Below are 24704 nucleotides of genomic sequence, written 5' to 3' on the forward strand. Positions count from 1 at the left end.
AAAAGTGCGGTACTTGTCGTTACGGACGGAAGCGATCGCTTCCGTGGTCGTTTGATGGAGGCAGTGATGGGTGTGGCAGCCGGTCCGATCCGCGTGGTGGTCGCCAAGCCGGGGCTCGACGGCCACGATCGCGGGGCCAAGGTCATCGCGCGTGCCCTGCGCGACGCCGGTATGGAGGTCATCTACACCGGCCTTCACCAGACGCCGGAACAGATCGTGGACACCGCCATCCAGGAGGACGCCGACGCGATCGGGCTGTCCATCCTGTCCGGCGCGCACAACACGCTGTTCGGCGCAGTGATCGACCTGCTCAAGGAGCGCGACGCCGAGGACATCCTCGTCTTCGGCGGCGGCATCATCCCGGACGAGGACATCCCGCCGCTGAAGGAGAAGGGCGTCGCGGAGATCTTCACACCGGGGGCGACGACCACGTCGATCGTGGAGTGGGTGCGGGAGAACGTACCTCAGCCGGCCGCCTCCGGTGGTTGAGCCGACGCTGCGGCCGGGGGCGGCGGCTCGCCGGGTGTGAGTTCCGCCCCCATCTCCGCCCGCAACCGCAACGTGGTCACCAGCCGCTGGAACGCCTCCGCCCAGTACCCTCCGGCTCCCGGCGCCGCGTCCTCCCGTTCGTCGGGTATCGCCAGCAGCCCCTCCAGCCGGGTGGCCTCCGCCGGGTCCAGGCAGCGTTCCGTCAGGCCCATCACCCCGCTGAAGCTCCACGGGTAACTGCCCGCGTCCCGCGCGATGTTCAGCGCGTCCACCACCGCCCGGCCCAGCGGCGGGGCCCAGGGCACCGCGCACACCCCGAGCAGCTGGAACGCCTCCGACAGACCGTGCGTCGCAATGAATCCGGCCACCCACGCGGCCCGCTGTGCCGGCTCCAGGGTGGCCAGCAGCTTCGCACGCTCGGCCAGTGACACCGCGCCCGGCCCGCCGGCCTCCGGCGCCGACGGCGAGCCGAGCAGCGCCCTCGACCACTCGGCGTCCCGCTGCCGCACCGCCGCCCGGCACCAGGCCGCGTGCAGTTCGCCCTGCCAGCCGTCCGCCACCGCAAGCGCCACGATCTCCTGTGCCGTCCGGCCGCCGAGCCGCTCCCGCCAGGCGCCCAGTGGTGCCGCCTCCACCAACTGCCCCAGCCACCATGAGCGTTCCCCTCTGCCTGCGGGAGGTGTGGCCACCACACCGTCACGCTCCATGCCGGAGTCGCACTCGAGCGGTGCCTCCACCGCGATCGCCGGGGAGTCCCCCGTGCGGTCGAGGGCCACACACGCCACGGCCCGTACGGCCATGCGCGCGGCGAGCGCCGAACCGGGCAGCGCCGACAGCAGCTCCGCCGCCGTCGCCCGCACATTGCGGCTGCGGTCGGCCAACGCCTGCTCGAGGAAGGGCTCGTCCGCGGCGGACAGGCCCGTGCGCAGCGAGTCGAGGAACATCAGCCGGTCCTCCGCCCGCTCCGCCGGCCAGGTCGATGCCAGCAGCTCGCGCGCGAACGCGGGCGTCGCGGCGCGCAGCGCGCCCAGCAGGGCCACCCGCTCGGCGAACAGGCCCTCCTGCCACAGCCGCCGCACCTCCTCGGCGTCCCCGGGGTCGGGCAGCGCGGTGCCGCCGCCGGGGGCCGCGCGCAGGGCGAAGCGCCAGTCCGCGTTCAGCCGGGCCAGCCACAGCGCCCGCGGGCCCGCGAACGCCAGCGCCGCCGGGCGCAGGTCCGTACGGCCCCGGGCCGCGTCCAGCAGGGCGGGCAGCGCCTGCGCGGGTGCCGCGTACCCGTGTGCGTTCGCCGCCGCGAGCCACTGGGGGAGCAGCTCCATGAGGTCGGGCGAGCTGCCCCGGCGGCCACCGGCCCCACCGCCGGAGCGGTCCGCCAGGAGCGTGGCGAGCCTGCGGGCCGCCGCTGCGGGCAGGGCCGGGCGCGGATCCTCGGGCGCCGGTTCCGGCCGGCGGGCTGCCCGGGCGGGGCGCAGCCCGGCCCGCCGCCGTACGGTCGCCACGGCGGCCTCGTCGAGCAGTGCCAGGGGGGCTTGCCGGCCGGATTCGGCGTGCGCCGGCGTGCGCCGGTCGGTGCCGAGGAGAGCGGTGGTGACCAGGTCTTCCCAGGAGCTTGCGGCAGCCGCGGTGGCGTCGTCGGCCGAGGTGGTCCCGTTCATCGCCTTCCCTTCCCTGCGTGGGTCCGAGGTCCCTCTGTGTCTGAGCGGGTGCCGGTCCCCGCGCGTGCCTGCGAGGTGGCTGCGCTCTCCGTACCCGAGCGCCGGTGCCTTCCGAGCAAGCCGGTCAGCACAGCGGCACCGCCTCGTCCGTGCCCTCCGGCCAGGCCGTGAGCGGGATGAAGCCGCGGTGGCCGCACTCGCCGAAGACCGTGACCGGGCCGCCACCGGACAGCGCGACCAGCCGCCACAGGCCGGGGCGGGAGCGAGCGGCCCGGGTCAGCGGCAGGGCGGAGTCCGCGTCGGCGTCGGCCAGCTGCCACAGGTCGCCGTCCGGGACCGGTACCACCCGGTCCAGCGTCACCGGGACCGACTCCAGCCAGGGGTCGTCCCGCAGCGCGTCGCCGTAACGGGCCGCCGCCTCGGCCGTGGTCGTGCCCGGTGGACGGAACGCGGCCGGTGCGGGCGCGGCGTACCGCTCGCCCAGGGCGGACCGGGGCTGACCGGCGCCCGGATAGGCCGACAGCTCCGCGTCCAGGGCCAGGCCGACCGGCAGCGACAGCTCAGGGGCCCGGCCGGCCGCGCCGTAGGACAGCAGCAGCCGGGTACGGCCCGAGGCGGCGCCGTGCATCCATATCCGGCGGGTCGTCAGCTTCGGGTCCACCGTGTCGTACTGGGCGAGGACCAGCCAGCGGTCGCGGACCGGCGCGCCCTCCGCCGTGGCGGGCAGGCCCAGCCGGGAGCGGACCGTGGCCGCGAGGGCGTCCGGCAGCCGGTCGCGGCGCAGCCAGCCCTGGTCGAGCAGGTGCAGCAGCGCGCACTCCTCCAGCAGCCGGGCCGGCCAGCCCGCGCCCGACCCCGGTATCGCCCCCAACTCCCGCACACGCGCCGCCAGTCCGGGCGCCTGCGCGTCGACCATGCGGGCCGCCGTCTCGTCCCACATGCCGTACCCCGCCTGCTCGGCCGCGGCCAGTCCGCCGCGCAGCAGATCCGCGAGGCGCTGCTCCAGCTCCGTCGCGCCCGCGGTGACCCGCTCGGCCCGGCGCTCGGCCCGCCGCCGCGCCGCCTCGGGATCGGCGGACCCGGTCTGGGAACCCCCCTCCCCCCTGGCCTGCCTGCTCTCGGCACGCTTGCGTCTGCCCGCGAGCCACTGCTCGGCCCAGTCCGGCGGCTCGGCGGACACCGGCACCGAGCCGCCGCCCGTCCACAGCAGGAGCAGTCCGAGCGCGTGCTTGCACGGGAACTTACGACTCGGGCAACTGCACTTGTACGCCGGACCCGCCGCGTCGGCGAGATCGACCACCGTCTGATACGGCCTGCCGCCGCTGCCCTTGCACAGCCCCCACACCGTCCCCTCTCCGCTCCCCGCCTCGGACCACGGACCGGCCGTGCCGAGCTTGCCTCCCGCTGTGCGTGACGCGGCGTCAGGCGCCAGTGCCAGCACCTGCTCCGCGGTCCAGCGCACCCCCTGCTCAGTCATGCCTCCGACGGTAGGTCCCCCCACTGACAATCGGTCCGGCGCCGGCATTTGCACAGGTCAGAGCGATTGTCAGTGGCGTGGTGCACGGTGGGTGCCAGATCCGAACCGGCCGAGCTGGAGGGGACCTCAGCCATGTCTGTCACGTCTGCGTCTGTGCGACCGACCACCGAAGGACCGAGCCACGGCGAGAGCGCCGAGGCGCTGCGACCGCACGCCGAGCACGCCTTCGCCGCCGAACTCGCCGCGCTCGCCGCGCAGGACGACCGCCCGCGCCCGGCCCGCTGGAAGCTGTCGCCGTGGGCGGTGGCGACATATCTGCTCGGCGGCACCTTGCCGGACGGCACCGTGATCACACCCAAGTACGTGGGCCCGCGCCGGATCGTCGAGGTCGCCGTCACCACGCTCGCCACCGACCGCGCCCTGCTCCTGCTCGGCGTGCCCGGCACCGCCAAGACCTGGGTCTCGGAGCACCTGGCCGCCGCGGTCAGCGGCGACTCCACCCTGCTGGTGCAGGGCACGGCCGGAACCCCGGAGGAGGCGATCCGCTACGGCTGGAACTACGCGCAGCTGCTCGCGCACGGCCCCAGCCGTGACGCCCTCGTGCCCAGCCCCGTCATGCGGGCCATGGCCGAGGGCATGACGGCCCGTGTCGAGGAGCTGACCCGCATCCCGGCCGATGTGCAGGACACGCTGATCACGATCCTGTCCGAGAAGACCCTGCCCGTTCCGGAGCTGGGCCAGGAGGTCCAGGCGGTCCGCGGCTTCAACCTCATCGCCACCGCCAACGACCGGGACAGAGGCGTCAACGACCTCTCCAGCGCGCTGCGCCGCCGCTTCAACACCGTGGTGCTGCCGCTGCCGGAGAGCGCCGACGCGGAGGTCGACATCGTCACCCGCCGGGTCGAGCAGATCGGCCGCTCCCTCGACCTGCCGGCCGCGCCCGACGGCATCGAGGAGATCCGCCGGGTGGTGACCGTCTTCCGGGAGCTGCGCGACGGCGTCACCGCCGACGGCCGCACCAAGGTCAAGTCGCCCAGCGGCACGCTGTCCACGGCCGAGGCGATCTCCGTGGTCACCAGCGGCCTCGCCCTGTCCACGCACTTCGGTGACGGCGTGCTGCGCCCGGGCGATGTCGCCGCCGGCATCCTCGGAGCCGTGGTCCGCGACCCCGCGGCCGACAAGGTCATCTGGCAGGAGTACCTGGAGACCGTCGTCCGCGAGCGCGAGGGCTGGACGGACTTCTACCGCGCATGCCGGGAGGTGAGCGCGTGAACGACCCCCGCCGGCCCCGGGCCTGTGACCCGGGGCCGCTCCTGCTGGGCGTGCGGCACCACGGCCCCGGCTCCGCCCGCGCGGTGCGCACCGCCCTGGACGCCGCCCGGCCCGCCGCCGTCCTGATCGAGGGCCCGCCCGAGGCGGACGCGCTGATCCCGCTGGCCGCCGACCCGGACCTGCGACCTCCCGTCGCCCTGCTCGCCCATGCCGTGGACGAGCCAGGCCGCTCGGCGTTCTGGCCGTTCGCCGAGTTCAGCCCCGAATGGGTGGCGATCCGCTGGGCCCTCGAACAGGACGTCCCGGCCCACTTCATCGACCTGCCGGCCGCGCACACGCTCGCGTGGGAGGGGAAGCGGGAGGAGAGGCAGACGGCTGCGGGCCCCGGGAGCGCCGAAGACGGCACGGAGGGCGACGGCAGTCGGAACGGCGACGAGCAGGTCCGTGTCGACCCGCTCGCCGCGCTCGCCGAAGCCGCCGGGTACGACGACCCCGAACGCTGGTGGGAGGACGTCGTCGAGCACCGGGGCCCGGCCGAGCGGGACCCCTTCGCCCCGTTCGCCGCGCTGGAGGAGGCCATGGGCGCACTCCGGGAGCGGTACGGGGCCGGCGGACACTCCCGGGACCTGGTCCGCGAAGCGCACATGCGGCTCCGGCTGCGTGCGGCGCGCAAGGAGTTCGGGGAGGGGCTGGCCGTGGTCTGCGGGGCCTGGCACGTGCCCGCGCTGCGCGCGAAGACCACCGTCGCCGCCGACCGGGCCCTGCTGAAGGGGCTGCCCAAGGTCAGGGCCGACCTGACCTGGGTGCCATGGACACACCGCAGACTCGCCCGGGCCAGCGGGTACGGCGCGGGCATCGACTCACCGGGCTGGTACGGCCATCTGTTCCACGCCCCCGACCGGCCGGTCGAGCGGTGGCTGACCAAGGTGGCCCGGCTGCTGCGCGAGGAGGACCGGATCGTGTCCTCCGCCCATGTCATCGAGGCCGTCCGGCTCGCCGAGACCCTGGCGGCGCTGCGCGGCCGCCCGTTGCCCGGGCTGGGCGAGACCACCGACGCCGTGCGCGCGGTGATGGGCGACGGCTCGGACGTGCCGCTGGCGCTGGTGCACGAGCGGCTGGTCGTCGGGGACGTCCTCGGCGAGGTCCCGGAGTCGGCGCCGGCGGTGCCGCTGCAGCGCGACCTGGCCCGGCAGCAGCGTTCGCTGCGGCTCAAACCGGAGGCGCTGGAGCGCGAACTGGAGCTGGACCTGCGGGGCGACACCGACGCCGGCCGCAGCAGGCTGCTGCACCGGCTGCGCCTGCTCGGCGTCGGCTGGGGCGAACCCGCGCGCTCACGGGGGAGCACGGGCACCTTCCGGGAGACCTGGCGGCTGCGCTGGGAGCCGGAGCTGTCGGTGCGGGTCGCCGAGGCGGGCGTGTGGGGGACGACCGTACTGGCGGCGGCGCAGGCCAAGGCCGAGGCGGACGCGACGGCCGCGCGCACCCTGGCCGACGTCACCGCGCTGGCCGAACAGTGCCTGCTCGCCGGCCTGCCGGACGCCCTGCCCGTGGTCATGCGGGTGCTCGCCGACCGGGCGGCGCTCGACGCGGACGTCGGTCATCTCGCCCAGGCCCTGCCCGCCCTGGTCCGCTCCCTGCGCTACGGCGACGTGCGCGGCACCGACACCGGTGCGCTGGCCGGCGTCGCCGCGGGCCTCGCCGAACGCGTCTTCGTCGGCCTGCCCCCGGCGTGCACCGCCCTCGACGACGACGCCGCGGAGGAGATGCGCGGCCATGTGGACGCCGTGCACTCGGCGGTGGGTTTGCTGTCGGAGACGCTGGCTGGTGCTGGTGCTGGTGCTGGTGCTGGTGCTGGTGCCGGTGCTGGTGCCGGTGCCGGTGGACAGGTGGGTGCCGGTGGTCGCGTCGGTGCGTGCGGGGTGGAGGGTGCCGGGGCCGGCGCGGGCGCTGAAGCAGGCGCAGACCAGCGTGCCGGCACCGGTCCAAGTACCTCCCCCACCCCCGGCTTCGCTCACGCGCAAGGACCGCCGTCGGCCACCCGTGCCGTCTCCGGAGCCGGGCGCGGTGGTCTGCGGGCCCGGTGGCGGGCCGTGCTGCGGACCTTGTCGTTGCGAGACAGCGTGCCCGGCGTGCTGCGGGGGCGGGCCGCGCGGCTGTTGTTGGACGACGGGGAGGTGCGGCCGGAGCAGGCGGCGCGGCTGATGGGGCTCGCGCTGTCGCCGGGGACGCCACCCGCGGACGCGGCCGCCTGGATCGAGGGCTTCGTCGGCGGCGGGGGCGGGCTGCTGCTGGTGCACGACGAGCGGCTGCTCGGGCTGGTGGACAGCTGGCTGACCGGGGTGCCGGCGGAGGCGTTCACGGACGTACTGCCGCTGCTGCGGCGCACCTTCGCGGCGTATGAGCCGGGGGTGCGCAGAACACTCGGCGAACTGGTCCGGCGTGGACCCGGAGACCCGTCGGCCGGCCGGGCGGCGGCCTACGGAGCCGTGACGCCCGGCTTCGCCGCCGAGCCGGACACCGAGCGTGCCGACGCCGTGCTGCCGGTACTGCGGCTGCTGCTCGGCCTGGACCAGGCGACCGGGCGTGATGCGGCCGGGAGCGGCTCGAGCGATGACGACAGACTCGCGGGGGTGGGCGTATGACGACCGGGTCGAGGCCGGCGGACTTCGACGATGCGGCGCGGGAGAGGCTGCGGCGGTGGCGGCTGGTGCTCGGCGGCGATCAGGCCGACGGCACCGGGTGCGCGCTGTCCGGACGGGACGCGGCGATGGACGGCACGCTCGCCGCGCTGTACGGCAAGGGGGACAAGCCGCAGGCGGGGCGTGACCGTTCGGCGGGGCTCGGTGCCTCGGCCCCGTCCGTGGCGCGCTGGCTCGGCGACATCCGCACGTACTTCCCGTCCTCCGTCGTCCAGGTCATGCAGCGCGACGCCATCGACCGGCTCGGCCTCGCCTCCCTGCTCCTGGAGCCGGAGATGCTGGAGGCGGTGGACGCCGACGTGCACCTGGTCGGCACGCTGCTGTCGTTGAACAAGGCGATGCCGGAGACGACGAAGGAGACGGCACGCGCGGTCGTGCGCAAGGTCGTCGAGAACCTGGAGAAGCGGCTCGCGAACCGTACCCGGGCCACCCTCACCGGCGCCCTCGACCGCAGCGCGCGGATCAGCCGCCCACGCCACCACGACATCGACTGGAACCGCACCATCGCGGCCAACCTCAAGCACTACCTGCCCGAGTACCGCACGGTGGTGCCGGAACGGCTCGTCGGATACGGGCGGGCCGCGCGGTCGGTGAAGAAGGAGGTCGTGCTCTGCATCGACCAGTCCGGATCGATGGCCGCGTCCGTGGTCTACGCGTCGGTGTTCGGCGCGGTCCTCGCCTCCATGCGGTCGATGAGCACCCGGCTGGTCGTCTTCGACACGGCGGTGGTCGACCTCACCGACCAGCTGGACGACCCGGTCGACGTCCTGTTCGGCACCCAGCTCGGCGGTGGCACGGACATCAACCGGGCGCTCGCCTACTGCCAGTCACGGATCACCCGGCCCGCCGAGACGGTGGTCGTGCTCATCAGCGACCTCTACGAGGGCGGCATCCGCGACGAGATGCTCAAGCGGGTGGCGGCGATGAAGGCGTCCGGGGTGCAGTTCGTGGCGCTGCTCGCGCTGTCGGACGAGGGCGCGCCCGCGTACGACCGGGAGCATGCGGCGGCGCTCGCCGCGCTCGGCGCACCGGCCTTCGCCTGCACGCCCGACCTGTTCCCCGAGGTCATGGCCGCGGCGCTCGGAAAACGGCCGCTGCCGATACCGGACACCGCGTGACACCGGGCGGCAAGAGAGAGGGAAAAGGGACATGACTACCCATCGGTAACTCCGGGGTTGCGCTGACTCGGTCGTGCCGTGCAAGGATCGGCGCAGCCCGTGTCGTGCCGAGCGAGGATGTTCAGCTCCTTGACCTTCCCAGCAGCCCTCCTTGCCACCGCCGTACGCGTGCTGCGTACGGCGGGCGGGCGGCGTGCGCTCCAACTGGTGCTACTGGTGGGCGGACTGTTCACGCTGGGTTTCCTCTGCGGCGAACAGGCGCACGCGGCCGATGGAACCCCGGTGCCGGCGAGGGTGACTTCGGTGCCGTCCGGGGTGACCGGGAGCGAGGACCCGGCAGGCGCGGTACGGACCGTCACCGACCTGGTGACCACCGTTTCCCGGTCCCCTGAGGCCACGGCCGGCGCCCAAGCCGTCGAGAAGACCCGGTCTTCCACGCCCTCCGTGCCCTCGACACCCTCCCTGCCCCTGCCGGACCTCACCCAGGCGCCGGATGACCTCACGCGAGTCCCCAACGCCCCCGTACAGCTGACGCCGGAGGCGAAGTCCGCGGCGTCCCGCGTACAGGCGTCCCGCGTACAGGGGCATGGCGGTGCGGCGGCGTCCGGTTCGGCGGAGCACGTGCGGCGGCGCGCCCGCGCCCGGGCCCGTGCCGCCGGCGGCGCACCTGCGCCGGTCGTCTCGTACGGCCCGGAGCCCACCCGTGCGTCCCCGCAGGCGGCGTACATCTCCGCGCCTCGCGGCACCGCCGCCGTGCGAGCCCCCGGCAGCCCCTCGCCGAGCGGAGACCCGGACGGTGTGTTCGGCAAGCAGGCAGCCGACGGCACCGGGTCCCGTCACGGTGACCCGCATGCCGTCACCCTCGACCACCGGGCGCCACCGCGGCTCGCGCAGGGCGCCGCGGCGTGCGTCGACGCGCCCCGCACCCGGGAACGGCAGCGGGACATCCCCGTCTTCCCCGGCTAGTCCCACAGACCCCGGACGCCGCCGACAGCGCGGTCGCGCAGACCGCGGACACCGTGACCGGGGCCGTGCACCAGACGACCGGGGCCGTGCGCCGGGCGGCCGACACCGTCACCGGGGCCGTGCGCCGAGCGGCCGACACCGTCACCGTCACGGGGGCCGTGCCGCCGCCGGTCACCGGGGCCGGCACGGCCGTGCGGCGGTGATCGACGGCTTCTGCGGGAGTGCGGCCGGGCTGGTGCACGGTGTCGGCGGGAGTGTGGCCGGGCTGGTGCGCGGTGGCGTGGGTGCGGCCGGAGTCGTCGCGGACGGAGTCGCCGGTGCCGGCGTGCCGCTCGCCGGGCGGGCCGGGGCCTTTGCCCTTGGGCTCGACGGCACGGGCCGGGACAGTGGGGGTCCGCTCGCCGGGTATGCCGTAGGCGGGGCCGCGGAGGTCACCCGAACGGCCGTCCCGACGTACCACCAGAACCTTCGGTACCAGGCTGAGCGCCCCCCACCGCTCCGCGGGGTGCCCGTGCCCGGACGGCCGAATGCCGTCGGCTCGTCCGGCCGGGGCCCCGCGGCACGGGGGGGGGGGGGGGGGGGGGGGGGGGGGGGGGGGGAGGGGGGGGAGGGGGGGGGGGGGGGGGGGGGGCGCCCCCCCCCCCCCCCCCGGCCCCGGAACCACCGGGGCCGTCCCAGAGGCCTCACCGGGCCGACCCCAGCCCGGTGAGGCCTCGCACATCACTCCCAAGCCCCCATCCGTCGGCACGGCGTGTCACGAAACGCGGCATCATGTGACAGGTATCACCGCTCGTGTGTGACCCTCGATTTAGGGCGCCCCCTCAAGCGGCGATAACCTGCGAGACGGACATGCCGCGCGCTCGGACACCGTGTGCGCCTCCCTTGTGACAAGCGGACGTCACGTTGCCCTTCGCGGCACGCCCACGCATCCAACGAACCGCGAGATCACTGATAGGGACGGAAGCGCGTGGACCTGTTCGAGTACCAGGCGAGGGACCTCTTCGCCAAGCACGATGTACCGGTGCTGGCCGGTGAAGTCATCGACACGCCTGAGGCGGCGCGCGAGATCACCGAGCGTCTGGGCGGCAAGTCCGTCGTCAAGGCGCAGGTGAAGGTCGGTGGTCGCGGCAAGGCCGGTGGCGTGAAGCTGGCCGCCTCCGCGGACGAGGCCGTCGCCCGTGCGACGGACATCCTCGGCATGGACATCAAGGGCCACACGGTCCACAAGGTCATGATCGCCGAGACCGCTCCGGAGATCCTCGAGGAGTACTACGTCTCCTTCCTCCTCGACCGTGCCAACCGCACCTTCCTCTCCATCGCCTCCGTCGAGGGCGGCATGGAGATCGAGGAGGTGGCGGCCACTCGTCCGGAGGCCGTCGCCAAGACGCCGATCGACCCGATCGACGGTGTGGACGAGGCCAAGGCCCGCGAGATCGTCGCCGCCGCCAAGTTCCCGGCCGAGGTCGCGGGCAAGGTCGCGAACGTCCTGGTCAAGCTGTGGGACACCTTCATCAAGGAGGACGCCCTCCTGGTCGAGGTGAACCCGCTGGCCAAGGTCGCCTCCGGTGACGTCATCGCCCTCGACGGCAAGGTGTCGCTCGACGACAACGCCGAGTTCCGTCACCCCGACTTCGAGGAACTCCACGACAAGGCCGCGGCCAACCCGCTCGAGGCCGCCGCCAAGGAGAAGAACCTCAACTACGTCAAGCTCGACGGCGAGGTCGGCATCATCGGCAACGGCGCCGGTCTCGTCATGAGCACCCTGGACGTCGTCGCGTACGCCGGCGAGAACCACGGTGGCGTCAAGCCCGCCAACTTCCTGGACATCGGCGGTGGCGCCTCCGCCCAGGTCATGGCGAACGGCCTGGAGATCATCCTGGGTGACCCGGACGTCAAGTCCGTCTTCGTGAACGTCTTCGGTGGCATCACCGCCTGCGACGAGGTCGCCAACGGCATCGTGCAGGCCCTGAAGCTCCTGGAGGACCGCGGCGAGAAGGTCGAGAAGCCGCTCGTCGTCCGCCTCGACGGCAACAACGCCGAGCTGGGCCGGAAGATCCTCACGGACGCCGACCACCCGCTGGTGCAGCGCGTCGACACCATGGACGGCGCGGCCGACAAGGCCGCCGAGCTGGCCGCCGCCAAGTAAGCACGAGGACGAGGACACCGACACACCATGGCTATCTGGCTCAACAAGGACAGCAAGGTCATCGTCCAGGGCATGACCGGCGCCACGGGCATGAAGCACACCAAGCTCATGCTCGGTGACGGCACCAACGTCGTGGGCGGCGTGAACCCGCGCAAGGCGGGCACCACCGTGGACTTCGACGGCACCGAGGTACCGGTCTTCGGCACCGTCAAGGAGGCCATCGAGAAGACCGGCGCCAACGTCTCCGTCATCTTCGTGCCGGAGAAGTTCACCAAGGACGCGGTCGTCGAGGCCATCGACGCCGAGATCCCGCTGGCCGTCGTGATCACCGAGGGCATCGCCGTGCACGACTCGGCGTCCTTCTGGGCGTACGCCGGCAAGAAGGGCAACAAGACCCGCATCATCGGCCCGAACTGCCCCGGCATCATCACCCCGGGCCAGTCGAACGTCGGCATCATCCCGGGCGACATCACCAAGCCGGGCCGCATCGGCCTGGTGTCGAAGTCCGGCACGCTGACGTACCAGATGATGTACGAGCTGCGGGACATCGGCTTCTCGACGGCCGTCGGCATCGGTGGCGACCCGATCATCGGCTCCACCCACATCGACGCCCTGGCCGCGTTCCAGGACGACCCGGAGACCGAGCTCATCGTGATGATCGGTGAGATCGGTGGTGACGCGGAGGAGCGTGCCGCCGCGTTCATCCAGGAGAACGTGACCAAGCCGGTCGTCGGCTACGTCGCGGGCTTCACGGCGCCCGAGGGCAAGACCATGGGTCACGCCGGCGCCATCGTCTCCGGCTCCTCCGGCACCGCACAGGCCAAGAAGGAGGCCCTGGAGGCCGCCGGCGTCAAGGTCGGCAAGACGCCGACCGAGACGGCGAAGCTGGCCCGGGAGATCCTGGCCGGCTGAGGCAGGTCGGCCGAGCGCGGCAGGCCCGTCCCGTTCGCCGGGGCGGGCCTGCCGGCGTTTGCGCTCGCCACACCGTTCACCCTGGTCCCCGTGCCCGTCTCACCCGGGTTCCGGTGCCAGTCGCTCCGGCCCCCTCGCGGCAGCCCGCAGCTTTGCGCGTAGTGCCTGTTCCTCCCGTGACAGGGGTCCCATGACCCCCACCGCCGGCACTCCCTGGACCGCCTGCGCCGGAGCGATCGGGGCCTCGTAGTGGGTCGGAGCCGTCCGCAGCGTGAGTGTCGTGGCGCCGACGATCGTCACGGTGAACGCGATCGCCGCCCGCGTCCAGAACACGTTCTGCCGCTCGCAGCCGGTGCGGATCACCGTCGGCCTGCCCGCGCCCAGCCGCTCCGCCGAGGCCAGTTCGAGCAGCCGGCGGTGCAGCTCCGCGGGGTCGGTCAGTTCCGGCAGCCGCGCGGCCACCGCCTCCCGCGCGTGGGTCAGCCGGTTCGCGGCCGCCGGCGTGCTGGCCTCCGTCTCCGCCGCCGTCTCCGGAAGGTCGAGGCCCACCCCGTCGTAGAGGACGAGCGTGCGCCGGTACGACGGCGGGAGCGTCAGCAGGGCGTTCAGCAGCGCACGGTCGGCCGGATCGGCGGGCGGCGGCTCCGGGCGCCGGTAGCGGGGCCGGAAGCGGTGCCAGGGCGAGAGCGCGCAGTCGTACGCCACCGCCCGCACCCAGCCGCCCGGATCCCGGTCCAGGGCCAGCTCGGGCCAGCGCTGCCAGGCCAGCTGGAAGGCCCGCTCCACGGATTCGCGGGCCAGTTCCCGGCGCCCGGTGAGCAGATACGTCTGGCGTACGAGGGCGGGGGCGCAGAACGCGTACAGCGCGTCGAAGGCCTGAGCGGGTGTCAGGGGATCGCAGGTGGCCGGTGTGGTGCGTGGGGCAGGGGGAGCGGCAGGTGCAGGGGCAGGGGCAGGGGCCGCGGCGGTCACGGGCGGCTTCTCCGGGACCGCCGCGGCCGTTGCCGTTCCCGTTCCCTCAGTCCCCGCCGGTGCGGCGAGCGCCCGCAGCAGCCTGGCGTAGGCCTCGCCCTCGCGTCCGTGCGGAACGCGGCGGCCGGACTCCCACGCGTGGATCGTCGAGCGGCTGACGCCGACCCGCGCGGCGACCTGAGCCTTCGTCAGCGACCGTGACACGCGCAGCCGTCGGCGTTCCGTCGGCGGCGGCAGCGGGCCGTCGGTGTTCTGAGTCGTCGTCACCATGCGCCCTTCCGTGCGAAAAAGAACATAAACATATATTGGGCGACACATCGGAAGTTCGCCTGTTGCATGGGGAAAGCGGGTGGCATTGGGAGCATGGCGTGGTGACTCTGCTGACCGCCCGCCGACCGTCGCTGTCGCCCCTGCTGACCCGGATGCGGGACCGTGAGCCCGGACTGGCCGCGAGCCTCCTGGCCGGCGCGGTCGCGGCCGGCCTCGGATTCGCTTCGTTCGCCGCACTGCTGATGGTGCTGTGGGTCAGCTCGCCGTATCCCGACAGCGGTCCGGGCGGTGCGCTGCACGTCGCCGCGGCGCTGTGGCTGCTGGCGCACGGCGTCGAACTGGTCCGCACCGAGACGCTCTCGGGTGCGCCCATGCCGGTGGGCGTGACCCCGTTGCTGCTGCTGGCGCTGCCCGTGTGGCGGGTGTACCGGGCGGCCCGGGACGCGGTGGACGCGCCCGAAGACGCCGACGGCCCGCCGCCCGTGCCGGCGCGCACGGTGTGGACCGGGGTCGTCCTCGGCTATCTGGGTGTCGGCGGCGCGATCGCGCTGTACTGCTCGGGCGGCGAACTGCAGCCGGTGTGGCCCTGGGTGACGGTGTGCCTGCCGCTGGTCGCGGCGGGCTCGGCGGCGGCCGGGGTGTGGTCGGCGTACGGCCGTCCCCCCGAGCCGGTGCTGAAATTCCTGACGGTGTTGCCGGGGCCGGTGCGGCGGGTGGTGTTCGGCACGGACGAGCGCGCCCGGGTGGGTACGGCCGTACGGGCCACCGGTGCCGCTATGGCGGTGCTCTTCGGCGGAGGGGCGCTGGTGCTCGGGGTGTCGCTGGTGTGGCACGGCGGGGCGGCGCAGGCGTCCTTCCTCCAGCTGACCGAGGGCTGGACGGGACGGTTCGCGGTGCTGGTGCTCGGTGTCGCGCTGATTCCCAACGCGGCGGTGTGGGCCGCGTCCTACGCCCTCGGCCCCGGTTTCCTCCTCGGTACCGGACACGGGGTGAATCCGTTCGCCTCCGATCCGGCGCCACTGCTGCCGCCCTTCCCGCTGCTGGCGGCGGTGCCGGACGCGGGGGCCGGGACGCTGCCGAACTGGCTGGCGGGGCTGGTGCCGGTGGCGGCCGGGGTGACGGCGGGGTGGTTCGTGGCGCGCGGGGCCATGGAGCGGCCGGAGCCGGGCGAAGCGGCCGCGGCTCGGTGGTCGGCCGCCCGTACCGCGGGCGTGATGCTGCTGACCGCGACGGTGTGCGCGGCGGCCTTCGCCCTGCTCGCCGAGCTGGCGGGCGGTCCGCTGGGCGTGGCCGCGCTGGCCCGCTTCGGGCCGGTGTGGTGGCAGACCGGGGGAGCGGTGGGGGCCTGGACGGCGGTGTTCGGGATGCCGGTGGCGCTGGTCGTGCGGGGATGGCGGGTGTGGCGCGGGCGCGCCCGGGGCGGGGAGGTCCCGGCGCAGGGTGCGCCCGCGGGGCCGGACGGCACGGTGTCCACGACGGGCTCCGGGGCGGGCGCCGACGAGACCGGAAACGGGCAGGGGGAGGCGAAGGAGCCGACGCGGGCCGCGGACACCGCCGAGGGCGAGGGCGAGGGTCAGGGCGAGGGCGAGGGCCACAGCCTGGAGGAGGCCGCGAAAGCCGGAGGCGAGGACGTGGCCGGGGGGAAGGAACCGGGCACGGGCAAGATCCTGGCCCGGCCGCAGACCGGGCCCGGCACGGCGGGTGCCGCAGAGGAGGACGCGTACGAGATCCTCCCGGCCGACGACCCGTTCGCCCCCCACTGGCCCGACGACCTCACGGGTGCCTCGCGCTGGACCGCCGCGGGAGAGCCCGCAGCCCCGCGCGGCACGTCGGACGCCCCTCCCGCACAGCCGAGTTCCCTGCCGACCGCGCCCGCCTGGCCGCTCGCCCCGGAATCCCCGGCCACGACGAACACGACCTCGCCCCAGCCGCTCCCGGGCCCGGCCTCCGCCGAACGCGTCCCGGACTCCGCCGAGCCGGACACGGACACCACTGAACCCCCGCCGGTAGCCCCCTGACCCCACGGCGCCCGACCGCTCACCACGGCCTGCGCCCGCACCCGATCACCGAGCCCCGCCCGGGCCGCCCGTCCGCAGCCCCCGGCGTCAGTCGTTGCCCACTCCCAGAACTCCCCGCAGCTCCTTCGGCAGCAGGCTGTCGCAGGACTGTTTGGCCTCGTGGGTGAGGGCGTCGCCGACGCAGGTGTAGTAGTCGCGGTAGACCAGCTGGACCGTGAAGGTCGAGGCGACCAGGACCAGGGCCAGGGAGGCCGTGACCAGGCCACCGACGGCCGCTGTCGTCTGCGGGCGGCCGGGGACGGGCGGCGGTGCCGGGGAGTCCGGGTCCGGTCTGCGCGGCTTCGCGCGCAGCGCGCTGATGCCCCAGTAGAGGGCCAGGGCGCCCAGCAGCAGGGCCACGTACGGCCAGCTGAACAGGGCGAAGAAGACGGCCCACATACCGGACAGCAGGGCGTAGCGCGCGCGGCGCTGGGCGGGGTCGGTCGGGTCCCAGCGCATGCCGGAGCCGGCCGGTCCGCCGGGCCCCTGGGGGCCGCCGGGCCGCTCGCCGAAACCGCCGGGGGAGCGTCCGGGCTGGCGGTCGCTCCACTGGCCGCCCCACGGGGAGCCGCCCCCGGCACCGGAGCCGTGGCCCTCGGGACGGCGGGGCTGCCAGGGCCGGTCCGGGGTGCCCTCGGGTGGCGGGGCGAACGGGTTGTCGTCCTGCTGCCCGCCGTTCCGCCCGTCACCGTCGCGGCCGTCCTGACCGCCCCGACCGTCCTGCGGCGCCTCGGGAGGCGAGACCGGCCGCTCCCGCAGCAGGACGGCGCCACGCTCGCCTCCCTGGGCCGGGCGCGGAGGGAACGTGAGGAGTCGCAGGCTGCGATCGGGCATCAAAAGAGCGTCTTCCCCTGGGTGAGTACGGCTGTCCCACATGAGCTTCCACCCCGACAACGCACCGCACGACGACCGCGTTCCCGGGGCTTCCCCTCCGTGATTCCTTGCGAACGCTACCTTCCGGCCCCTCCCCCGTCCCGTGGGGGCCTTCCCGAGTGCCGGTATCGTTGCTGACGGTCGGCCGCTTCGTAGACTTCCCCGTATCGCGGGGTGCGAAGCATTCGTACGAACGTACAACCACACGTGCGACCGCTGACCGGACACCTCGCCCACCCCGAGAAAGGGCCCCATCGTGGCCGCCACCCCCGCTGGCCCCGCGGTCAAGCGCCTCGTCGTGCTGGTCTCCGGATCAGGCACCAATCTGCAGGCGCTCCTGGACGAGATCGAGCGCACCGGAGCCCAGCGGTACGGCGCGCGGATCGTCGCCGTGGGGGCCGACCGAGCCGGCGTCGAGGGGCTCGCCCGCGCCGAGCGGGCCGGGCTGCCGACCTTCGTGCGGAAGGTCAAGGACTACGCGAGCCGCGAGGAGTGGGACGCCGCCCTCGCCGAGGCGGTGGCCGCGTACGAGCCCGACCTCGTGGTCTCCGCCGGGTTCATGAAGATCGTGGGGAAGGAGTTCCTCGCGCGCTTCGGTGGGCGGTTCGTCAACACCCACCCGGCCCTGCTGCCCAGTTTTCCGGGGGCCCACGGCGTCCGCGACGCGCTCGCGTACGGCGCCAAGGTCACCGGCTGCACCGTCCACTTCGTCGACGACGGCGTCGACACCGGCCCGATCATCGCCCAGGGCGTGGTCGAGGTCCGGGACGAGGACGACGAGAGCGCGCTGCACGAGCGCATCAAGGAAGTCGAGCGAAGGCTGCTCGTCGAAGTCGTGGGGCGGATCGCCCGCAACGGCTATCGCATTGAGGGACGAAAGGTAGTTATCCAGTGACCGCCACCGCCGAGAGCACGAAGCGGCCCATCCGCCGGGCGCTCGTCAGCGTCTACGACAAGACCGGCCTGGAAGACCTCGCGCGCGGCCTGCACGAGGCCGGTGTGGAGCTGGTCTCCACCGGGTCCACGGCCGGCCGTATCGCCGCCGCCGGCGTCCCCGTCACCAAGGTCGAGGAGCTGACCGGTTTCCCCGAGTGCCTGGACGGCCGGGTCAAGACCCTGCACCCGAAGGTGCACGCGGGCATCCTCGCCGACCTGCGGCTGGACAGCCACCGTGAGCAGCTCGCCGAGCTGGGTGTGGAGCCGTTCGACCTCGTCGTCGTCAACCTCTACCCCTTCCGCGAGACCGTCGCCTCGGGCGCGAGCGACGACGAGTGCGTGGAGCAGATCGACATCGGCGGGCCGTCCATGGTCCGTGCCGCCGCCAAGAACCACCCGTCGGTCTCCGTCGTCACCAGCCCCCAGCGGTACGCCGACGTCCTCGCGGCCGTCAAGGACGGCGGCTTCGACCTCGCCGCCCGCAAGCGGCTGGCCGCCGAGGCCTTCCGGCACACGGCCGAGTACGACATCGCGGTCGCGGGCTGGTTCGCGAGTGCCTACGCGCCCGTCGACGACTCCTTCTTCCCCGACTTCCTCGGTGCCACCCTGGAGCGCAGGAGCACCCTGCGCTACGGCGAGAACCCGCACCAGCCCGCCGCCCTCTACGTCGACGGCAGCGGCACCGGTCTCGCCGAGGCCGAGCAGCTGCACGGCAAGGAGATGTCGTACAACAACTACACGGACACGGACGCCGCCCGCCGTGCCGCGTACGACCACGACGAGCCCTGCGTCGCGATCATCAAGCACGCCAACCCCTGTGGTATCGCGGTCGGTTCGGACGTCGCGGAGGCGCACCGCAAGGCGCACGCCTGCGACCCGGTCTCGGCGTACGGCGGTGTGATCGCCGTCAACCGGCCGGTGTCCAAGGAGATGGCGGAGCAGGTCGCCGGGATCTTCACCGAGGTCATCGTCGCGCCGGACTACGAGGACGGCGCGCTGGAGGCCCTCGCCAAGAAGAAGAACATCCGGGTGCTGAAGGCCCCGGCCGCGCCGTCCCACCCCGCGGAGGTCAAGCCCATCGACGGTGGCGCCCTGCTCCAGGTCACCGACCGCCTCCAGGCCGACGGCGACGACCCCGCCAACTGGACCCTGGCGACCGGCGAGCCGCTGTCCGAGGCCGAGCTGGCCGAACTCGCCTTCGCCTGGAAGGCCTGCCGCGCCGTCAAGTCCAACGCCATCCTCCTCGCCAAGGACGGCGCCTCGGTCGGCGTCGGCATGGGCCAGGTCAACCGCGTCGACTCCTGCAAGCTGGCCGTCGAGCGGGCCGGTGAGGAGCGGGCCCGGGGTTCCTACGCGGCCTCCGACGCCTTCTTCCCCTTCCCGGACGGTCCGGAGATCCTCATCGAGGCGGGCGTGCGGGCGATCGTCCAGCCGGGCGGCTCGATCCGCGACGAGCAGGTCGTCGAGGCCGCCAAGAAGGCGGGCGTGACGATGTACTTCACGGGCACGCGCCACTTCTTCCACTGATCGCCCGGAAAAGCACCTGGAACGCATGACGGCCTCCGGCCCTCCCCCGAGGGAGCCGGAGGCCGTCGGCCTGTTCAGGTCAGCAGGGGCGCAGGGACCAGATCGGGTCCCAGGTGGCGGTGCCGGCCTCGTAGGCCGTCGAGGTCCAGCGGACGCTGCCGTCCTGGTTGTAGAACCTGGCGACCGTGCCCGGCGTCTGGTTGTTGGTGAACGGGCCGTCTCCGGTCCAGTTGTGGACGGCCCAGGTCTGGCACTTGTAGAAGTCGAACTTGGTGCCCTTGACGATCATGCACAGGTGGCCGTAGGCGCAGTCCAGGTCCTTGGCGGCGGCCTTCCCCCGCGGGGCCTTGGTGAGGGTCAGGCCGTCGTACCGGACCTTGTCGGCGCCGGCCGTCAGGGGCTTCGGGTGCCCCGCGAGCACCTGGTCGGCCGCGGCCTGGATGCCGGTGACCCGGGTTCCGTCCGGTGCGGCGGCGGTGGCCGCCACCGTGGAGCCGGCGAGCAGGGCGGTGGCCGCGACCAGCAGTGCGGCGGGCTTGGCGATGTTCACGAGATCCCCCATGTGAACGAACGGTGTCGGTCCCTCCGCCGCGGCGTCCGTGCCGCCGTTGCGGAGTGGTTCCACCGTGCCCGTGGCGCCGGCCGGCCGGTACCTCGGAAGTCTCAGGGTCACTTCTTTCCCGCGGGCGTGTACTCCTTGAGGTAGTGGGCGACACGGGCGCAGTAGTCGCGGTACTTCGGGGGAACTCCGCCCGTGTCGTTCACCTTCTTGTACGACGTCCGGTAGCCGGCCGCGGCGAGCACCCGCTTGTCGCCGGGCAGGCCGTCCTTCAGATGGGAGTCGATGAAGCACAGGTAGCGGCCCATGGCCGGGATGGACACGGACGGGGACAGCGGCGGGGTGGGCGTGGCCGACGCGGGGACACCGTCGTCGCGCATCCACCAGCGCAGGACGCCCGGGGTCCAGCGGGCGATGCCGTACTCCTGCTGGCCGGGGTCGGAGAGGTCCGGGTCGAAGTTGCTCTCGGCCTTCAGCATCGCCGCGATGAGCGCGGGTGTGACGTCGGGCTCGGAGCAGGCGTGGGCGGAGTCCACGACGAGCCGGCGGTAGGCGACCGGAACACCCCGGTCGGTGCGCAGTTCCGAGGCGCCGTAGGAGGCCGATGCGGCGTCGCGGGCGGCGTTGCCCCGGCCGTCCGTGACCCAGGTGCTGATGCCGTAGCCGAGGGCCGCGACCGCGGCGGTGGCGGCCGCGGCCGAGACGACCGCCGTCTGCCGGCGCCTGCGGCGCGGGGACAGGCGGGGCAGGCGCGGCGAACGGCCCGTGCCGGCCGCCGCCTCCACGCGGCGCAGCAGCGCCTCGGTGGTGATGCGTGCGCCGTGGGTACGGGCCAGGCAGTCCCGGATGATGTCCCGCCATGTGTCCGGGAGTTCGGGTGACAGGCGCAGTTCGTCGGTACCGCGCGCGTAGGCGGCGGCCGCGTCGCGGCGGGCCGTCGGGGTGGCGCCGGACAGCGGGAAGGAGTCGGTGAGGACGAGGTGGGCGAGCACGCCGAAGGCCCAGACGTCGGCGGACGGGCGGATGCGCCGGCCCCGTTCGCCGATCTCCGCCCACAGCAGCTCGGGCGGGGTGTAGTCGGGGGTGGAGAAGGCCGGGGTGTAGGCGTGGGTGCCCTCCAGTTCGGCGGCCATGTTGAAGTCGGCGAGCCGTGCCGAACCGTCCGCCATCAACAGCACATTGGCCGGTTTCAGATCCCCGTGCACCCAGCCGGCCCGGTGCAGCTGGGCCAGCCCCTCGCAGATCTGGGCGAGCAGGGCGGGCCCGGCGTCCGGGCGGGGCGAGGCTGCGAGCAGGGCGGACAGGGAGCCCTCGGCGCGCTCCAGTACGAGGACGGTGGCGCCGTCGAGGGCGGGGCGGGCCGCGTCGTCCACGACGAGGGTCTCGTACATCCGGATCAGCCGCGGCCGTCTGAGCCGACGGTGCAGGCCGACCTCGCGTTCGATGAGTTCACGCAGGTGGGCCAGCTGGCGCGGGGTACCGGTGCCGGTCGGCAGGAACTTCAGGGCGGCGGTCCGCGGCAGTTCAGGCGTGTCGTCCCCGGTGCGCCGGCCCGCGTACACGCTGCCGAAGGCACCCGTCGCGATCGGTTCGCGCACCTCCCAGACGCCGACCCGGTAGCCCGTGGGCACCGGGACGGCGTACGGCTCGGTCACCGGGCCGCCCGGCTCACGGACCCGGACAGGACGACCAGGTCGTCCTCCCGTACCAGGTCGAAGCGGAGCGCCAGGGACACCAGGGACTCCTTCTTGCCGTTGAGGCGGGGACCGGTGTCCGCGGTCTCGGGGCCGGGCTTGAGCCGCAGCTTGACCGCCAGGTAGTCGATGTTCCACTGCACCGAGGTGCGCGAGGCGGCCGGCCAGGCGGGGCGCAGCCGGTCGACGACCTGGTCGACGGTGGGCAGCGGGGCGTGCGGGTCGCCGCGCAGCCGCGGTTCGCACAGGGCGGCCAGGACGGCGAAGTAGCGCTTGGTGCGGTCGACGGAGAACGCCGGGGCGGTGGTGTCGCCGTCCGGACCGGCGCCGTCGCGCAGATAGTCGTGGCGCGGCGCCCACACCTCGATCGTCAGCAGCTCCCCGGCGGCGGGCAGCACGATCCGCGAGAACTCGAACGGGACGGGCGCGTCGAGCCTGCCCGGGCCGACCTTGATGTGCTCGCCGGCGCCCTCCGGGTTCTCCACGACGTACGTGTGCCGCGCGGACAGGTTGCTCAGTATCCAGAACGCGCCATGGGCGCCGAGTTCGCCGGCCCGGCGGGAGACGCCGTCGTGCGGGATCCTCAGGTCGTTGCCGGGCGCCCGTCCGAAGCTGAGGCGCTCACCGGGGGCGAGCCGGATCTGGGTGCGGTCCTGCCGGTCCTCCGGGGTCGGCGGAGGTACGACGATGATGCTGTACAAGCTGCGGCTCCCCGTGCCTTGCGGCCACCCCGGCCGGGTACGGCTACCCGAGTCAGACTAGGGGGAGACACCAGGGCCGTGCCTCCCCCTGGACGGGTGAGACACGGCCCTCGGCGTTGAAATGGCGCGAACTGTTCCGTGGCGCGGGCGGGTTCAGTACCGGGCGCGGTTGAACCAGGCCTTGCCGTTGGCGCCGCCCACGAAGCAGGCGATCAGGATGGCCAGCACCAGGTGGACCAGGCCGACGATGACGAACGGGTACAGCCCGAGGACCGCGGTGATGATGCCGAACACCAGGGTCGTGACGCGGACGCCGTTTCCGCCGGTGTTGAACTTCGTGGCCAGCACGGTCGCGAACACACCCCACGCGAGTGCGAACACCACGATTCCCCACAGCATGCCGGTCGAGTAGTCGGCGAGCCGCTGGAAGCTGCTGTCGTCCTGCAGGGCGCTGTTGTTCTTCATGTTGTTCACGCGGACCGCACTGACGGCGAATCCGATCACACCGAGGGCCTGCAGGCCGACGATCACCCAGAGCATCACCCGGGCCGCGCTGACGTTGCCCGGCATGGCGGTCATCGGGACGCCGGCGCCGTACTGCTGCTGGACCGGCGGCGCCTGCGGGTAGCCGTAACCGGGCTGCTGGCCCTGCGGGGGGCCGTAGGGATTGTTCGGGTCGCCGAAGCTCATGGCGGTGTTTCCTCCGTTGGATCGAGTGCTGGGGACGAGGCGCGGCACTGCACGGAGGAGGGTTCTACAGATGCGGTCCGTCCCCCCGATGAGCTGCCCGCTGCACTGTGCTGCTTATCGTTCTTGACCGGATAGTGCCTTGTCCAGCCGGAGACCGCAGGTGTTGTGCAAGTGCAACATCGTCGATCACCTGCCGACAAGGCGGTACGGCGCCCCGCCACCCGGATTGGAACCGGGGCCGGGTCATCCGCGAGGATGGGTGCATGACCGCCCAGATTCTCGATGGCAAGGCCACCGCAGCCGCGATCAAGTCCGATCTGACCGCCCGCGTGGCGGCGCTGAAGGAGAGGGGCGTCACGCCCGGCCTCGGCACGATCCTCGTCGGGGACGACCCCGGCAGCCAGAAGTACGTCGCCGGCAAGCACCGCGACTGCGCGCAGGTCGGCATCGCCTCCATCCAGCGCGAGCTGCCGGCCACGGCGACCCAGGAGGAGATCGAGGCGGTCGTACGGGAGCTGAACGAGGACCCGGCCTGCACCGGCTACATCGTCCAGCTGCCGCTGCCCAAGGGCATCGACGAGAACCGCATCCTGGAGCTGATGGACCCGGCCAAGGACGCCGACGGGCTGCACCCCATGAACCTCGGCAGGCTGGTGCTGAACGAGCCGGCTCCGCTGCCCTGCACCCCGAACGGCATCCTCTCCCTGCTGCGGGCCCACGGCGTGGAGATCAAGGGCGCCGAGGTCGTGGTCGTCGGCCGCGGTGTCACCATCGGCCGGCCGATGCCGCTGCTGCTCACCCGGCGCAGCGAGAACGCCACCGTGACCCAGTGCCACACCGGCACCCGCGATCTGTCCGCCCACCTGAAGCGCGCCGACATCATCGTCGCGGCCGCCGGTGCCCCGCACCTGATCCGCGCCGAGGACGTCAAGCCGGGCGCCGCCGTCCTGGACGTCGGTGTCTCCCGCAACGCCGAGGGCAAGATCGTCGGCGACGTCCACCCGGACGTCGTCGAGGTGGCGGGCTGGATCTCTCCGAACCCCGGTGGTGTGGGCCCGATGACGCGGGCGCAGCTGCTGGTGAACGTGGTCGAGGCGGCGGAGCGCAGTGCCGGCTGAGCAGGCGCACGGCGGCGAGCCGACCGTGCGCGACGCGATCAGCGCCCCGGACGCGCAGGGGCTGCCGCGGCGGACCACGCGCCGCTTCCCGCGGATCACCCGGGACACCGCGCGGCCCGAGGGCGGCGGCCGGGCCGCGCCCGGGGACGCCCCGGCCCCGGCGCGGCAGTGGCCCCTGCTCGTGGTGCTCGGCGGGGTCGCGCTCGGTCTGCTGGTGACCGCGCTCGACGTGTTCCGGTTCGGCACCCTGCTGATCGGCGCCGCCCTGCTGGCGGGGGCGGTCATGCGCTGGATACTGCCCAGCGTCGGCATGCTCGCCGTACGCTCCCGCTTCACGGACATCGCCACGTACGGCGTCCTCGGCCTCGCCATCGTCCTGCTGGCGATGATGGCCCAGCCCGACCCGTGGCTGCAGGTTCCGTTCCTGAAGGACACCCTGCACTTCACCATCAGCCAGTAGGGGCGTTCGCAGGGGCGGGGGGGGGGGGGGGGGGGGGGGGGGGGGGGGGGGGGGGGGAGGGGGGAGGTGGGCTTTCTCCCCTGTCCTTGTTGTTGCTTCCGTCTCTTCCTTTT

The 24704-nt window shown here is 73.6% G+C and carries 21 protein-coding genes; 13 read left to right on the top strand and 8 right to left on the bottom strand.

What is annotated here, in order from left to right; translation table 11 throughout:
• Window positions 1-66 precede the first annotated feature (66 nt).
• Window positions 67-489 (top strand): cobalamin B12-binding domain-containing protein, encoded by a 423-nt coding sequence (locus ACZ7GZ_RS13110; RefSeq protein ID WP_471023617.1) that lies wholly within the window; start codon window positions 67-69, stop codon window positions 487-489.
• Here the strand turns inward: ACZ7GZ_RS13110 and ACZ7GZ_RS13115 are convergent.
• The gene (locus tag ACZ7GZ_RS13115) at window positions 465-2144 is read right to left on the bottom strand and encodes a DUF5691 domain-containing protein (protein ID WP_471023618.1); all 1680 of its coding nucleotides are present in this window, start codon (window positions 2142-2144) and stop codon (window positions 465-467) included. The genes ACZ7GZ_RS13110 and ACZ7GZ_RS13115 overlap by 25 nt on opposite strands.
• 124 nt (window positions 2145-2268) lie before the next feature.
• On the bottom strand, window positions 2269-3621 hold the full coding sequence (locus ACZ7GZ_RS13120; protein ID WP_471023620.1) for an SWIM zinc finger family protein: 1353 nt from the start codon (window positions 3619-3621) through the stop codon (window positions 2269-2271).
• Between the two features lie 132 nt (window positions 3622-3753).
• On the opposite strand from ACZ7GZ_RS13120, the gene ACZ7GZ_RS13125 reads away from it, so the two are divergent.
• The 7 genes from ACZ7GZ_RS13125 to sucD all read left to right on the top strand — a co-directional run bounded on the left by ACZ7GZ_RS13125 (window position 3754) and on the right by sucD (window position 12734).
• A complete protein-coding gene (locus tag ACZ7GZ_RS13125) occupies window positions 3754-4893 on the top strand; it encodes an ATP-binding protein (protein ID WP_471023621.1) in 1140 nt (379 codons plus the stop codon).
• Window positions 4872-7535, top strand: a complete 2664-nt coding sequence (locus ACZ7GZ_RS13130; protein WP_471023623.1) for a DUF5682 family protein — start codon at window positions 4872-4874, stop codon at window positions 7533-7535. Before ACZ7GZ_RS13125 ends, ACZ7GZ_RS13130 begins: the two co-directional genes overlap by 22 nt.
• Window positions 7532-8710, top strand: a complete 1179-nt coding sequence (locus ACZ7GZ_RS13135; RefSeq protein ID WP_471023625.1) for a VWA domain-containing protein — start codon at window positions 7532-7534, stop codon at window positions 8708-8710. Before ACZ7GZ_RS13130 ends, ACZ7GZ_RS13135 begins: the two co-directional genes overlap by 4 nt.
• A gap of 129 nt (window positions 8711-8839) precedes the next feature.
• Entirely contained in the window at window positions 8840-9676 is an 837-nt protein-coding gene (locus ACZ7GZ_RS13140; protein ID WP_471023626.1) for a hypothetical protein, read from the top strand.
• Between the two features lie 65 nt (window positions 9677-9741).
• Window positions 9742-9879, top strand: a complete 138-nt coding sequence (locus tag ACZ7GZ_RS13145) for a hypothetical protein (RefSeq protein WP_471023628.1) — start codon at window positions 9742-9744, stop codon at window positions 9877-9879.
• 764 nt (window positions 9880-10643) lie between these two features.
• Window positions 10644-11822, top strand: a complete 1179-nt coding sequence (sucC, locus tag ACZ7GZ_RS13150) for an ADP-forming succinate--CoA ligase subunit beta (RefSeq protein ID WP_471023630.1) — start codon at window positions 10644-10646, stop codon at window positions 11820-11822.
• A gap of 27 nt (window positions 11823-11849) precedes the next feature.
• Complete coding sequence (gene sucD, locus ACZ7GZ_RS13155) at window positions 11850-12734, top strand: succinate--CoA ligase subunit alpha (RefSeq protein WP_471023632.1); 885 nt, start codon at window positions 11850-11852, stop codon at window positions 12732-12734.
• A 99-nt stretch (window positions 12735-12833) separates the two neighbouring features.
• Here sucD and ACZ7GZ_RS13160 read toward each other — a convergent pair whose 3' ends face one another.
• Entirely contained in the window at window positions 12834-13976 is a 1143-nt protein-coding gene (locus tag ACZ7GZ_RS13160) for a helix-turn-helix domain-containing protein (protein WP_471023634.1), read from the bottom strand.
• A 101-nt stretch (window positions 13977-14077) separates the two neighbouring features.
• On the opposite strand from ACZ7GZ_RS13160, the gene ACZ7GZ_RS13165 reads away from it, so the two are divergent.
• A complete protein-coding gene (locus ACZ7GZ_RS13165; RefSeq protein WP_471023656.1) occupies window positions 14078-15994 on the top strand; it encodes a cell division protein PerM in 1917 nt (638 codons plus the stop codon).
• Window positions 15995-16081: 87 nt separating this feature from the next.
• Here the strand turns inward: ACZ7GZ_RS13165 and ACZ7GZ_RS13170 are convergent, their stop codons facing one another.
• The gene (locus tag ACZ7GZ_RS13170) at window positions 16082-16867 is read right to left on the bottom strand and encodes a hypothetical protein (RefSeq protein ID WP_471023636.1); all 786 of its coding nucleotides are present in this window, start codon (window positions 16865-16867) and stop codon (window positions 16082-16084) included.
• A gap of 295 nt (window positions 16868-17162) precedes the next feature.
• On the opposite strand from ACZ7GZ_RS13170, the gene purN reads away from it, so the two are divergent.
• Together purN and purH are read left to right on the top strand one after the other, a co-directional pair.
• Entirely contained in the window at window positions 17163-17801 is a 639-nt protein-coding gene (purN, locus tag ACZ7GZ_RS13175) for a phosphoribosylglycinamide formyltransferase (protein ID WP_471023637.1), read from the top strand.
• A complete protein-coding gene (purH, locus tag ACZ7GZ_RS13180) occupies window positions 17798-19369 on the top strand; it encodes a bifunctional phosphoribosylaminoimidazolecarboxamide formyltransferase/IMP cyclohydrolase (RefSeq protein WP_471023638.1) in 1572 nt (523 codons plus the stop codon). The genes purN and purH overlap by 4 nt, the downstream gene beginning before the upstream one ends.
• Window positions 19370-19448: 79 nt before the next feature.
• Here the strand turns inward: purH and ACZ7GZ_RS13185 are convergent, their stop codons facing one another.
• From ACZ7GZ_RS13185 to ACZ7GZ_RS13200, 4 genes are all read right to left on the bottom strand, one after another.
• Window positions 19449-19919: a hypothetical protein gene (locus ACZ7GZ_RS13185; RefSeq protein ID WP_471023658.1), complete on the bottom strand. Its 471-nt coding sequence runs from the start codon at window positions 19917-19919 to the stop codon at window positions 19449-19451.
• A gap of 119 nt (window positions 19920-20038) precedes the next feature.
• On the bottom strand, window positions 20039-21583 hold the full coding sequence (locus tag ACZ7GZ_RS13190; RefSeq protein WP_471023639.1) for a serine/threonine protein kinase: 1545 nt from the start codon (window positions 21581-21583) through the stop codon (window positions 20039-20041).
• Entirely contained in the window at window positions 21580-22323 is a 744-nt protein-coding gene (locus ACZ7GZ_RS13195) for an FHA domain-containing protein (RefSeq protein ID WP_471023641.1), read from the bottom strand. Before ACZ7GZ_RS13195 ends, ACZ7GZ_RS13190 begins: the two co-directional genes overlap by 4 nt.
• Before the next feature lie 153 nt (window positions 22324-22476).
• Window positions 22477-23013 (bottom strand): hypothetical protein, encoded by a 537-nt coding sequence (locus ACZ7GZ_RS13200; protein ID WP_471023643.1) that lies wholly within the window; start codon window positions 23011-23013, stop codon window positions 22477-22479.
• A 263-nt stretch (window positions 23014-23276) separates the two neighbouring features.
• On the opposite strand from ACZ7GZ_RS13200, the gene ACZ7GZ_RS13205 reads away from it, so the two are divergent.
• Both ACZ7GZ_RS13205 and ACZ7GZ_RS13210 read left to right on the top strand, forming a co-directional pair.
• Window positions 23277-24131, top strand: coding sequence for a bifunctional methylenetetrahydrofolate dehydrogenase/methenyltetrahydrofolate cyclohydrolase (locus tag ACZ7GZ_RS13205; protein ID WP_450797406.1), 855 nt, complete (start codon window positions 23277-23279; stop codon window positions 24129-24131).
• Entirely contained in the window at window positions 24121-24591 is a 471-nt protein-coding gene (locus ACZ7GZ_RS13210) for a DUF3017 domain-containing protein (RefSeq protein WP_471023644.1), read from the top strand. The genes ACZ7GZ_RS13205 and ACZ7GZ_RS13210 overlap by 11 nt, the downstream gene beginning before the upstream one ends.
• Window positions 24592-24704 lie beyond the last annotated feature (113 nt).

Source organism: Streptomyces sp. NPDC037288, assembly GCF_055603265.1.

Bases quoted from the DNA above. Each gene is read 5' to 3' on its own strand.
- ACZ7GZ_RS13205 (WP_450797406.1), top strand. From the start codon at position 23,277: ATGACCGCCCAGATTCTCGATGGCAAGGCCACCGCAGCCGCGATCAAG.
- ACZ7GZ_RS13120 (WP_471023620.1), bottom strand. From the start codon at position 3,621: ATGACTGAGCAGGGGGTGCGCTGGACCGCGGAGCAGGTGCTGGCACTG.
- sucD (WP_471023632.1), top strand. From the start codon at position 11,850: ATGGCTATCTGGCTCAACAAGGACAGCAAGGTCATCGTCCAGGGCATG.
- ACZ7GZ_RS13130 (WP_471023623.1), top strand. From the start codon at position 4,872: ATGCCGGGAGGTGAGCGCGTGAACGACCCCCGCCGGCCCCGGGCCTGT.
- ACZ7GZ_RS13125 (WP_471023621.1), top strand. From the start codon at position 3,754: ATGTCTGTCACGTCTGCGTCTGTGCGACCGACCACCGAAGGACCGAGC.
- ACZ7GZ_RS13170 (WP_471023636.1), bottom strand. From the start codon at position 16,867: ATGCCCGATCGCAGCCTGCGACTCCTCACGTTCCCTCCGCGCCCGGCC.
- ACZ7GZ_RS13135 (WP_471023625.1), top strand. From the start codon at position 7,532: ATGACGACCGGGTCGAGGCCGGCGGACTTCGACGATGCGGCGCGGGAG.
- ACZ7GZ_RS13160 (WP_471023634.1), bottom strand. From the start codon at position 13,976: ATGGTGACGACGACTCAGAACACCGACGGCCCGCTGCCGCCGCCGACG.
- ACZ7GZ_RS13115 (WP_471023618.1), bottom strand. From the start codon at position 2,144: ATGAACGGGACCACCTCGGCCGACGACGCCACCGCGGCTGCCGCAAGC.
- ACZ7GZ_RS13200 (WP_471023643.1), bottom strand. From the start codon at position 23,013: ATGAGCTTCGGCGACCCGAACAATCCCTACGGCCCCCCGCAGGGCCAG.
- ACZ7GZ_RS13110 (WP_471023617.1), top strand. From the start codon at position 67: ATGGGTGTGGCAGCCGGTCCGATCCGCGTGGTGGTCGCCAAGCCGGGG.